Below are 11395 nucleotides of genomic sequence, written 5' to 3' on the forward strand. Positions count from 1 at the left end.
GGCTCGAACCACCACTCGGGCCTCGCCTCGTGGCTCTTACTTACTCGGGTCTCGCCTCGCCGCTGGCGCAGGCGATGTAGCTGCCTGCGCCCAAGCGCCTCGGCTCGAACTGCCACGCCAGCGGCGCGTCGGCAGCCCCTCGGCTCGAACCACCATTCCTGGGGGAGGCCTCGGAGGGGGCCCGGGTACCCACGGCGAAGCCGTGGGTGTCCCCCTCCGATTGCCCTACTCGCGCGGGGCCAGGAGCACGTCGAAGCTCACCCGCACCTCGTCCTTGACCGACAGGAAGAACTTGCGGGGCGGCGTGATCCCGAAGTCCGTCATCTTCAACGCGCCCTCGCCCCGGACCCAGAGGCGTCCCTCCACGATTCGCGCCCGCCCGGTGAGCGTCGCGGGTCGCGCGACACCGTGGATGATGAGCGTGCCGGTGATCGTCAGCGCGGTGTCGGGGCGCTCGGCCAGGGACGGGAACGAGGCCTGGACCGCGCCGAGGGTGAAACGGATCTCGGGGTACTTCTCGACCGCCATGGCGGTGCGCAGGTCGCGATCCCGCCCGCTGAGCCCGGTCTTCAGCGTCGCGGGGTTGACGGTGACGCTGCCGACTGCGCCCACGCCGAGGTTTGCCGGGTCGAGGGTGAACTCGCCCGCGACGTCGTCGCTGCTCCCGGAAAAGTCCCCGAGGGGGTAAGCGGCGTCGAAGCCGACTTGGCTCCGGCTCGGGACGATCGTGTAAACCGTCGGTTCCGCGCGGCCGGGTGAAACCGTCAGGCTCAGCAGCACCACCGCGACGAGCAGGCAGGGACGCATCTTCGTCGTGACATACCACGTCGCCGGATGAGCGTCAATGCGCAGCCGGCCACCGGCGCGTCTGCGTCCAGCGCGCCGGGACCGGGATTTTCGTTGACACTCGGGGGGGCGGGCTTTATCGTGAGGAACGCCCGATATGGTCAAGATTTACACCAAGAAGGGCGACGACGGGCAGACCAGCCTTTTCGGGGGACAGCGGGTCTCGAAGTCGGATCCGCGACCGGAGGCCTACGGGACGCTGGACGAGGCGTGCTCGGTCCTGGGCGTGGCGCGCGCCGCAGCCCAGGACGAAGAGTTCCGCGCGGTCATCCACAGCATCCAGGAGGACCTGTTCCTCCTCTCCGCTGAGCTCGCCACCGCGCCGGAGGATCGGGACCGGCTGGGCGTCAGCCAGATCACGCCCGAGCACACCGCCCGGCTCGAGGCGCTCATCGACCAGCGCCTGAGCAAGATCGAACTCCCCCGGGCCTTCATCATCCCCGGCTCCTCGTCCTACATCCCCGCGCTGCTCGACTGGGCCCGGGCCGTGATCCGCCGGGGGGAGCGCCGCGTCGTCGAGCTGCGGGAGGCGCGCCTCCTCGACAACGTCGAGGTCCTGAAGTACGTGAATCGCCTGGCTGACCTCCTCTTCGTCCTGGCGCGATACCAGGAGGCGGTCGAAGGCAAGGGCGCCGTGCAGTGGAAGGGGCGCCGCGTGACGGAGCGTTAGAGCCGTGGCCGTCGCGCCCTCTGCGAGCTACAGCCTCACGGTCCGCGTGGAGATCCGCAACCGCCCCGGCATGCTTGGCCACGTCACGTCGGCCATCGGCGAAGCCGGCGGCGACATTGGCGCCGTGGACCTAGTGGAGACGAGCCGGGAACGGGTGGTCCGGGACATCACGATCAAGGCCCGCGACAGCGTCCACGGCCAGTCCATCGTCGAGCGGATCCGGCGGCTCCCCGGCGTTCGGGTCGTCAACATCTCGGACCGGACGTTTCTGCTCCACCTGGGCGGCAAGATTGAGATCCGCAACAAGGTGCCCATCAAGACCCGTGACGATCTGTCGATGGCGTACACGCCCGGCGTGGCCCGGGTCTGCCTGGCCATCAACGAGGACCGCGAGCGGGCCTTCGCGCTGACCATGAAACGCAACTCCGTGGCGGTCGTCACCGACGGGACGGCTGTCCTCGGGCTGGGCGACATCGGCCCCGAAGCGGCGCTCCCCGTGATGGAAGGCAAGGCGCTCCTCTTCAAGGAGTTCGGGGGCGTGGACGCCTTTCCCGTGTGCCTGGGCACGAAGGATCCCGACAAGATCGTGGAGACCGTGAAGCTGATCGCTCCCGGCTTCGGCGGAATCAACCTCGAGGACATCTCTGCGCCGCGCTGCTTCGAGATCGAGGAGCGGCTCCGGAAGGAGCTCGAGGTTCCGGTCTTCCACGACGATCAGCACGGCACCGCCGTCGTGGTGCTCGCGGCCCTCATGAACGCGGCGCGGATCGTCAGGAAGGAACTGCGCCGGCTCAGGGTGGTGGTCACGGGCGTGGGGGCGGCCGGGACCGCGACGATCAAGCTCCTCCTCTCGGTCGGCATCAGACAGATCGTCGGGGTGGACGAGCACGGCACGCTCTTCCGCGGGCGCACCGTGGGCATGGACTTCATGAAGCGCTGGGTCGCGCAGGCCACCAACCCCCGGAACCTCAAGGGGCGGCTCGGCGACGCCGTCGAGGGGGCTGACGTCTTCATCGGCCTCTCGGTCCCCGGGGTCCTCACCGTGAGGGACGTCAAGAAGATGGCCCGGGACCCGATCGTTTTCGCCATGGCCAACCCGGTCCCGGAGATCCAGCCCGAGGAGGCCGGGCGCCACGTCGCGGTGATGGCGACGGGTCGCTCCGATTATCCGAACCAGATCAACAACGTGCTCTGTTTCCCCGGCTTCTTCCGGGGCTTGCTGGACTGCCGGGCCCGCACGGTGAACGACGAGATGAAGATCGCCGCTGCCCGGGCCCTGGCCGGCTGTGTGCGGCCGAGCGAGCGCTCGCCCGAGTACATCATCCCGAGCGTCTTCAACAAGGCGGTGGCGCCCGCCATCGCTCTCGAGGTGACCCGGGCCGCGGAGCGGACCGGCGTGGCCCGCCGCGTGCGGCGCTTCGAGGTCCCCTCGCGCTTTTAGCCCCGATGCTCACCCCCGCCTTGCCGCGCGGTCAGGAGCGGTGACGATGGAGCCCGTTCCTCCCCGCATCGCCCGCCGCCTCCAGCAGATCGAGCCGTTCCTGGCCGTCGAGGTGGCCGAGCGGGCACAGCAGCTCGAGCGGAGCGGCGCCGACGTGATCCACCTGGAGTTCGGCGAGCCCGACTTCGAGACGCCACCGGTGATCCAGGAAGCGGCCCAGCGGGCGATCAAGGACGGACGGACCAAGTACACCCACAGCCAGGGCATCCTGCCGCTGCGGGAGGCGATCGCGGAGCACTACCGGACGCGCTACCGTGTCGACGTCTCGCCCGACCAGATCCTGGTGACCGCCGGGACGTCCCCGGCCATGCTGCTCCTGTTCGAGGTCCTCCTGGAGCCCGGGGACCAGGTGATCCTCTCGGACCCGCACTACGCCTGCTACCCCAACTTCATCCGCTGCGCGGAGGGCGAGCCGGTCTACGTCAACGTGGACGAGGACGACGGGTTCCAGTACCGCACCGAAGCCATCGGCGAGCGGCTCTCCCCGCGCGTGAAGGCGATCATGGTCAACTCCCCGGCCAACCCCACGGGAACCGTGCTGTCGCCCGATCGCATGGCCCGGGTGGCCGAGCTGGGGCCGTGGGTCGTCTCCGACGAGATCTATCACGGGCTGACGTACGTGGGGCCGGAGCACTCGATCCTCGAGTTCACCGATCACGCCTTCGTGCTCAACGGGTTCTCCAAGACCTTCGCCATGACCGGGTGGCGGCTCGGCTACCTGATCGCGCCCAAGCCCTTCGTCCGGACGCTCCAGAAGGCGCACCAGAACTTCTTCATCTCCACCAACGAGTTCGTGCAGTGGGCCGGCGTGGCGGCGCTCAAGGAGGCCGCGGAGGACGCGGCGCGCTTCCGGGCGATCTTCGACGAGCGCCGCCGCGCGATGATCGCCGGCCTGCGCGAGATCGGACTGGGCGTGGGGTGGGAGCCAACCGGCGCGTTCTACGTGCTGGCCAACGCCAAGCGGTTCACGGGCAACTCGTACGAGTTCGCCTTCCAGATCCTCGAGCGGGTGCACGTAGGCGTGACGCCCGGGATCGATTTCGGTCGGAACGCGGAGGGGTACCTCCGGTTCTCCTTCGCCAACTCGCTCTCGAGGATCCGCGAGGGCCTCGAGCGCATCGGCCGCTTCCTCGCCGGGGTCGGTCGCTGAGCGGGGGCGGAGCATGGCGGAGTCGCTGGCGGCGAGGAAGGCGCGGGCGCGGAAGCTGATCCGGATTCTGGAGCGCGAGTACCCGGACGCCCGGATCGCGCTGGAGTCCTCGAACCCCCTCGAGCTCCTGGTGGCGACGATCCTCGCCGCCCAGTGCACCGACGAGCGCGTCAACCGGGTGACCAAGTCCCTGTTCAAGAAGTACCGGAACGCGGCGGACTACGCCGGGGCCGACCCGCTCACGCTCGAGGCGGAGATTCACTCCACGGGTTTCTACAAGGCCAAGGCCCGCGCCATCGTCGGCATGGCCCGCGAGCTGGTTTCGACGCACCGGGGGCGAGTGCCCCGAACGCTCGAGGAGCTGGTCGCGCTCCCGGGGGTCGGCCGCAAGACCGCCAACGTCGTCTTGGGCAACGCCTTCGGTCAGCAGGCCATCGCCGTGGACACCCATGTGTTTCGCGTTTCCCAGCGCCTCGGGCTGGCCAGGTCCAACGACCCTGAGGTCGTGCACGACCAGCTGTGCCGGGTGGTCCCGGAGGCCAGGTGGACGGGCTTCTCGCACCTGCTCACTACCCACGGGCGCCGGGTGTGTATGGCCCGGGCCCCGGCCTGCCCCGCCTGCCCTGTCCGCGCCCTCTGCCCCTGGCCCGGCAAGACTGGCAAGACCTGCAGCACTACCCAAGACCTGGGAAAGTTGACTATCCGCGTCCGGTCGGTTACACTCTGAATTTGTAGTTTTTTCCAGCGTTTCTGCGTCTAATCCGCTGCAATCACGAGGATTTCGGAGATGCCGACTGCGCAGCCGAAGGCGAACGCGATCGTGCGGAAGTGGTACCTGGTGGACGCCGAGGGCAAGGTTCTCGGCCGGCTGGCGACCCAGGTGGCCAGAGTTCTTCGGGGGAAGCACAAGCCGTACTACGCCCCCCACCTGGACGTGGGCGATCACGTGGTCGTGGTGAACGCCGAGAAAGTGCACCTCACCGGCCGGAAGCTCAGCGATAAGATCTACCGCTGGCATACGGGCTACATCGGCCACCTCCGTGAGGTCACCGCCGCGAAGATGTTGCGGTCGCACCCCGAGCGCGTCATCGAGTGGGCGGTGCAGGGGATGCTGCCCAAGAACCGCCTGGGCCGCGCCATGGCGAAGAAGCTCATGGTCTACCGGGGGTCGGCGCACCCGCATGCGGCGCAGAAGCCGGAACCGTTACCGCTGTCCACCCGGTAGCGCGCGAGAGGGGGAATCATGGCTGACTTGACGAAGTACTACGGCACGGGCCGGCGGAAGACGTCGGTGGCCCGGGTGTGGCTCAAGCCCGGGCAGGGGGCCGTCATGGTGAACCGCCGGCCGTTCGAGGAGTATTTCCCCCGGGAGACGCTCCGGATGGTCATCTGCCAGCCCCTCCAGCTCACTAACACGCTCGACCAGTTCGACGTGTCTGTCAACGTGGGCGGTGGCGGGATCGCCGGCCAGGCGGGCGCGGTCCGTCATGGGATCGCCCGGGCGCTGGTGTCGTTCGACGACAAGCTGCGCCAGCCGCTCAAGCGCGCGGGGCTCCTGACGCGGGATCCGCGGATGCGGGAGCGGAAGAAGTATGGCCAGCCGGGCGCGCGAAAGCAGTTCCAGTACTCGAAGCGGTAGTGTCGCGGGGAGCGGTTGATGGTCAGGGTCGCGGTCGCTGGGGCCAGCGGGTACATGGGGGCGGAGCTGCTCCGCCTGCTCCTGGTCCACCCCAATGTCGAGCTCGTCGGGGTCACGTCGGAGCGGCTATCCGGGGAGCGCCTCGACGCGGTCTTCCCTCACCTACGGGGCCTCGCCGACCTCGCCTTCCAGCAGCTCGAGCCCGCGCGGCTCGCCGATGAGGCCGACCTGGTCTTCCTCGCGCTGCCCCACATGGAGTCGCAGAAGGCGGTGCCGGTGCTCCGCCGGAAAGGCCGGAAGGTCATCGACCTCTCCGCCGACTATCGCCTGAAGGATGCCGGCGCCTACACCGTCTGGTACAAGACTCCCCACACCGATCCCGAAGGGCTGGCCGAGGCCGTCTACGGGCTTCCCGAGCTTCACCGGAAAGCCATCGCGGGGGCCGGCCTGGTGGCCTCCCCCGGCTGCTATCCCGCCGGGGCCGTGCTGGCCATCGCACCCCTCCTGAAGGTTGGGTTGGCGCGCTCCGACGGCATCGTGATCGATGCGAAGTCGGGCGTCACGGGAGTGGGGGCTCAGGGGCGCGCCGTGGACCCGCGCTACCTCTACAGCGAGTTCAACGAGAACTTCTGGGCCTACGGGGTCACCACCCACCGCCATACCCCGGAGATCGAGCAGGAACTCTCGGGCCTGGGCGGCGTGCCGCTGATGGTCGCCTTCACCCCCCACCTGACGCCCCTGAACCGGGGGCTCTACACCACCGCGTACGTGCGGCTCGCCAAAGCCGCGACCACAGGGGAGCTTCTCACCTGCTACCGTGACTTCTACGCGGGCGAGCCCTTCGTCCGTGTGCTGCCGGAGGAGACGCTTCCGACCACGCGGGCCGTACTCGGCTCCAACTTCTGCGACGTCGCGGTGGTCGCCGATCGTCGGACCCAGCGGGCGATCTGCCTCTCGGCCCTCGACAACCTGGGCAAGGGCGGGGCCGCCAACGGTGTGCAGAACCTCAACATCCTCTTCGGGTGGGACGAGCGCACGGGGCTGGACGCGCCGCCGGTGTACCCCTAGCCCATGGCCGGGACATACCTGGGCCGCTGCGCGTTTCCTGTTCGAGCGCGGACCCGCGCTGAAAGCGCGGGTACCCGGCCCGCGCGGCTGACTCGGGCCTCGCGCGGCGCGACCCGCCTGCGGCGGGTGCCCGCTGCCTCACGGCAGGACCGAACCCGCCACGCTCGAACAGCATGGGGGAGGAATCGGAAGGGGCGGGTACCCGCGCCGAAGGCGCACCCACGGCAGGGCCGTGGGTACCCGGCCCCCCTCCGAGTGTAATGGCTGAGATGGAGTGGCTCGAGGGAGGGATCACGGCGGTCCCCGGGATCCTGGCGTCCGGCATCCACGGCGGGATCAAGGCGAGTGGCAAGCGAGACCTGGCCCTCATCTACTCGTCGGTCCCCGCCCGGGCCGCGGCAGTCTTCACGACCAACCAGGTGAAGGGCGCCCCGGTCCAAGTCTCCATGGAGCACATCACAGGGGGGACGATCCAGGCGATCCTGGCCTCGAGCGGCTGCGCCAACACCTGCACCGGGGAGGAGGGGGTCCGGGACGCACGCGAGATGGCGGCCCTGGTCGCCGATCTCCTGCGCATCCCCGCGCGTCAGGTGCTCGTGGCGTCCACCGGGATCATCGGCCAGCCACTTCCGATGGAGCGGGTGCGGGCTGCGTTGCCCAAGCTCGTGAAGGCCCTCTCGCCGCAGGGCGGCCGGCTCGCGGCGGAAGGAATCCTCACCACCGATACGGTTCCGAAGGAGGCCGCGCTCCGTCTCGAGGTCGCGGGGCGACCCGCGACGATCGGCGGGATCGCGAAGGGTTCGGGGATGATCGAGCCCCACCTGGCTACGATGTTCTGTTTCCTCGCGACGGACGCGGCGATCTCGCAGGACGCGCTCCAGGCGGTGCTGAGGCGCGCCGCCGACCGCTCCTTCAATCGGCTCACCGTGGACGGCGACCAGTCCACGAGCGACACGGTGGCGATCCTGGCGAACGGGCTCGCGGAGAACACTCCGCTGGAGAGGGGGAGTCGCGGCCTCCGGGCCCTCGCCCGGGGCGTCGAGGCCGTAGCCCAGCGGCTCGCGCGGATGCTCGTCAAGGACGGGGAGGGGGCGACCAAGCTGGTCGAGATCCGCGTCCGCGGTGCGAAGGCGCGGCGGGAGGCGCTGGATGCGGCGCGTTCCGTGGCCAACTCGCTCCTGGTCAAGACCGCGCTCAACGGCCAGGACCCGAACTGGGGGCGGATCATGATGGCGCTCGGGAAATCCCGGGCGACCGTTGTCGCCGACCGGGTCGCGATCTCGCTCGGGGACGAGGCCCTGGTGACCGGTGGCCAGCTCAAGCCGGGCGCCAGGCTGGACCGGATCCGCGAGATCATGGCGGGGGCCGAGTACACGATCGAGATCGACCTCGGCCTGGGATCGGGGCAGGATTCCGTCTGGACGTGCGACCTCTCGGAAGAGTACGTCCGGATCAACGCCAAGTACTCCACGTGAGGGAACGGGCTCTGAGAGCCCAATTGGTCGCTTCCCCCGGAACCGGGGTGTCCCGCCGGGGGAGGAACCGGAGGGGGTGGGGACCCCCTCCGGCATAATACACGCTCCCAGCGTTCGGTGCCCCGTGACGGGGTGTAGGGAGCGGAGGCAAACCGAAGGAGAGCTGCCATGGCAAGCCTGACGATGAAAGAACTGTTGGAGGCCGGGGTCCACTTCGGCCACCAGACCAAGCGCTGGAACCCCAAGATGCAGAAGTACATCTTCGGGGAGCGGAACGGCATCTACATCATCGATCTCCAGAAGACCCTGAAGAAGTTCCGGGAGGCCTACGCCTTCGTCCGGGACCTGGCCGCGGGCGGCGGGGCCGTCCTCTTCGTCGGGACCAAGAAGCAGGCGCAGGACACCGTCTACGAGGAGGCCACGCGCTGCGGCATGTTCTACGTGAACCGGCGCTGGCTGGGGGGGACCCTGACCAACTTCGCCACCATTCGCAAGTCGATCGGTCGGCTCAAGAAGCTCGAGGAGATGAGCGCCAGCGGGGAGTACGAGAGCCTCCCGAAGAAAGAGGTGCTCGGGCTCGAGCGCGAGCGGCAGAAGCTCGAGAAAGCGCTGGCAGGGATCAAGGAGGTTGACCGGTTGCCCGCGGCGGTGTTCGTCGTCGATCCCCGCAAGGAGAAGATCGCGGTGGCCGAGGCTCAGCGGCTGGCGATCCCCATCGTGGCCATCGTCGATACGAACTGCGACCCGACAGGGATCGACTATCCGATTCCGGGCAACGACGACGCGATCCGCGCGGTGCGCCTGATCACCTCGCGCATCGCCGACGCGATCATCGAAGGGAGAGGAACGCTCGCCAAGGAAGAGCCGGAGGAGGCCGCTCCCGAGGCCACCGAGGCCGAGCTGGCCCCCGCCGAGAGCGTGTGACGGAGGACCGCCCGGAGTGCCTCGACCGACAGAGTTGGTGAAGGAGCTCCGGGAGCTCACCGGGGCCGGCGTGATGGACTGCAAGGCCGCGCTGGAAGCCTCTGCGGGGGACATCCAGAAGGCCGTCGAATTTCTCCGGAAGAAGGGGCTGGCGGACGCCGCCAAACGGGCCCACCACCAGGCGCGCGAGGGCCTCGTCGGGGCCTACATCCATCCCGGCGGGAGGATCGGAGTGCTGGTCGAGATCGACTGCGAGACCGATTTTGTCGCGCGCACCGACGGCTTCCAGGAGCTGGTGAAGGACCTCGCCATGCAGGTGGCTGCCGCGAACCCGACCTACGTCGCGCGGGAGGACGTTCCGGGGGAGGTCGTGGACAAGGAGCGAGAGATCTACCGCCACCAGATGGCGGACCAGAAGAAGCCGGCCCACGTCCTCGAGAAGATCGTGGAAGGCAAGCTGGAGCGGTTCTACACCGAGCAGTGCCTGCTCGAGCAGCCGTTCATCAAGGACGCTTCGGGGAAGACCAAGGTCAAGGACCTGGTAGGCCAGTTGGGCGCCCGGGTCGGCGAGCGCGTCGTGGTCCGCCGCTTCGCCCGCTTCAGAGTAGGCGAGGGAGACTAAGGCATGTCGTGGTGCTCCTGCGTGCCGCACGTTCGAGCGCGCACCCGCTTCGCGGGTACCCGGTCCGCGCAAGCTGGGGGGGAGGTTCGGAAGGGGGACGAAGCCCCCCTCCGAGAGATCGCCCGCTTCCGCGTCGGCGAGGGAGAGTAGCGTGGGGAATCGCTCCGCACCTCCGCTCTACCGTCGCGTCGTGCTGAAGCTGTCCGGTGAGGCGCTCGCCGGTGCGCAGGGGTACGGGATCGACCCGGACGTGCTGGACCGGGTCGCGAGGGAAGTCAAGGCGGTGGCGGAGCTCGGCGTCCAGGTGGCCATCGTCATCGGCGGGGGCAACATCTTCCGCGGCCTGGTGGCCTCGACCGGCGGCATGGAGCGGGCCACCGCCGACTACATGGGGATGCTGGCAACGGTGATCAACGCGCTGGCGCTCCAAGACGCCGTGGAGAAAACCGGGACGCCGACGCGGGTCCTCTCTGCCATCGAGTTGCGGGCCGTGTCCGAGCCGTACATCCGTCGGCGGGCGATCCGTCACCTCGAGAAGGGGCGCGTCGTGATTTTCGCGGCCGGGACCGGGAACCCCTTCTTCACGACCGATACGGCTGCCGCCCTCCGCGCCGTGGAGATCGGTGCCGAGGTCATCCTCAAGGCGACCAAGGTGGACGGCGTGTACTCGGCGGATCCGCGGAAGGACTCGGCCGCCGAGCTGATTCCCCGGCTGGGCTACATCGAGGTGCTGAACCGGGGGCTCGCCGTCATGGACGCGACGGCCATCTCGCTCTGCATGGACAACAAGCTGCCCATCGTGATCTTCAACCTCACCGAGCGCGGCAACATCGCGCGGATCGTCAAGGGGGAGGCGGTGGGCTCACGCGTCGCCGCCGACGATCCACCGCGGAGGGCATGACGGCCCATGCAGGCGGTGATCAAGGATGCGGAGACGCGGATGCAGGGAGCTCTCGACGTGCTCGCCCGCGAGTTCTCAGGGCTGCGGACGGGCCGGGCCAGCACGGGGATCCTGGAGGCGATCCGCGTCGATTACTACGGGACCCCGACGCCGGTCAACCAGGTGGCGTCCCTCTCGGTGCCCGACCCCAAGACGCTCCTGATCCAGCCGTGGGAGCCCGCCCTGCTTCCCGCCATCGAGAAGGCCATCATGAAGTCCGACCTGGGTCTCACGCCGGCCAACGACGGGAAGCTCATTCGCTTGACGATTCCGCCGCTGACCGAGGAGCGCCGGAAGCAGCTCGCCAAGGTCGTCGGCAAGCTCGCCGAAGACTGCCGCGTCGCGGTGCGCAACATCAGGCACGAGGCGAACAAGCGGGTCAAGGCCCTCGAGAAGGAAAAGAAGGTCTCGGAAGACGACAGCCGACGCGGCCTCGAGCAGGTCCAGAAGCTCACGGACAAGTTCATCCAGCGGGCGGACGAGCTCCTGAAGAAGAAGGAGGAGGAGATCCTGGGCGGTTGATCGCTCCGGCCTTTTGAGTAAGATAATCGCACCATGAC

The 11395-nt window shown here is 68.8% G+C and carries 13 protein-coding genes; 12 read left to right on the top strand and 1 reads right to left on the bottom strand.

Features of this window, described 5'->3' with window-relative positions:
• Positions 1-225 precede the first annotated feature (225 nt).
• Positions 226-807, bottom strand: a complete 582-nt coding sequence (locus tag HY726_17785) for a YceI family protein (GenBank protein ID MBI4610846.1) — start codon at positions 805-807, stop codon at positions 226-228.
• A gap of 136 nt (positions 808-943) precedes the next feature.
• Between HY726_17785 and HY726_17790 the strand changes: the two genes are divergently transcribed.
• From HY726_17790 to frr, 12 genes are all read left to right on the top strand, one after another.
• Complete coding sequence (locus tag HY726_17790; GenBank protein ID MBI4610847.1) at positions 944-1516, top strand: cob(I)yrinic acid a,c-diamide adenosyltransferase; 573 nt, start codon at positions 944-946, stop codon at positions 1514-1516.
• Between the two features lie 4 nt (positions 1517-1520).
• Complete coding sequence (locus HY726_17795) at positions 1521-2957, top strand: NAD-dependent malic enzyme (GenBank protein ID MBI4610848.1); 1437 nt, start codon at positions 1521-1523, stop codon at positions 2955-2957.
• Positions 2958-3003: 46 nt separating this feature from the next.
• Positions 3004-4167, top strand: a complete 1164-nt coding sequence (locus HY726_17800; GenBank protein MBI4610849.1) for a pyridoxal phosphate-dependent aminotransferase — start codon at positions 3004-3006, stop codon at positions 4165-4167.
• 13 nt (positions 4168-4180) lie between these two features.
• Positions 4181-4894: an endonuclease III gene (nth, locus tag HY726_17805; protein MBI4610850.1), complete on the top strand. Its 714-nt coding sequence runs from the start codon at positions 4181-4183 to the stop codon at positions 4892-4894.
• Positions 4895-4954: 60 nt separating this feature from the next.
• Positions 4955-5392 (top strand): 50S ribosomal protein L13, encoded by a 438-nt coding sequence (gene rplM, locus HY726_17810; protein ID MBI4610851.1) that lies wholly within the window; start codon positions 4955-4957, stop codon positions 5390-5392.
• A gap of 18 nt (positions 5393-5410) precedes the next feature.
• On the top strand, positions 5411-5806 hold the full coding sequence (gene rpsI / locus HY726_17815) for a 30S ribosomal protein S9 (GenBank protein ID MBI4610852.1): 396 nt from the start codon (positions 5411-5413) through the stop codon (positions 5804-5806).
• An 18-nt stretch (positions 5807-5824) separates the two neighbouring features.
• Positions 5825-6874, top strand: a complete 1050-nt coding sequence (locus HY726_17820; protein ID MBI4610853.1) for an N-acetyl-gamma-glutamyl-phosphate reductase — start codon at positions 5825-5827, stop codon at positions 6872-6874.
• A gap of 269 nt (positions 6875-7143) precedes the next feature.
• The gene (argJ, locus tag HY726_17825) at positions 7144-8349 is read left to right on the top strand and encodes a bifunctional glutamate N-acetyltransferase/amino-acid acetyltransferase ArgJ (GenBank protein MBI4610854.1); all 1206 of its coding nucleotides are present in this window, start codon (positions 7144-7146) and stop codon (positions 8347-8349) included.
• Between the two features lie 168 nt (positions 8350-8517).
• Positions 8518-9273 carry a 30S ribosomal protein S2 gene (rpsB, locus tag HY726_17830; GenBank protein MBI4610855.1) on the top strand — a complete coding sequence of 252 codons (756 nt, stop codon included), beginning with the start codon at positions 8518-8520 and terminating at the stop codon, positions 9271-9273.
• A 73-nt stretch (positions 9274-9346) separates the two neighbouring features.
• Positions 9347-9895, top strand: a complete 549-nt coding sequence (locus HY726_17835; GenBank protein MBI4610856.1) for an elongation factor Ts — start codon at positions 9347-9349, stop codon at positions 9893-9895.
• A 151-nt stretch (positions 9896-10046) separates the two neighbouring features.
• Positions 10047-10796 (top strand): UMP kinase, encoded by a 750-nt coding sequence (locus HY726_17840; GenBank protein ID MBI4610857.1) that lies wholly within the window; start codon positions 10047-10049, stop codon positions 10794-10796.
• A gap of 6 nt (positions 10797-10802) precedes the next feature.
• Positions 10803-11357: a ribosome recycling factor gene (frr, locus tag HY726_17845; protein MBI4610858.1), complete on the top strand. Its 555-nt coding sequence runs from the start codon at positions 10803-10805 to the stop codon at positions 11355-11357.
• Positions 11358-11395: the final 38 nt, after the last annotated feature.

This window comes from Candidatus Rokuibacteriota bacterium (assembly GCA_016209385.1).
Classification (GTDB): domain Bacteria; phylum Methylomirabilota; class Methylomirabilia; order Rokubacteriales; family CSP1-6; genus JACQWB01.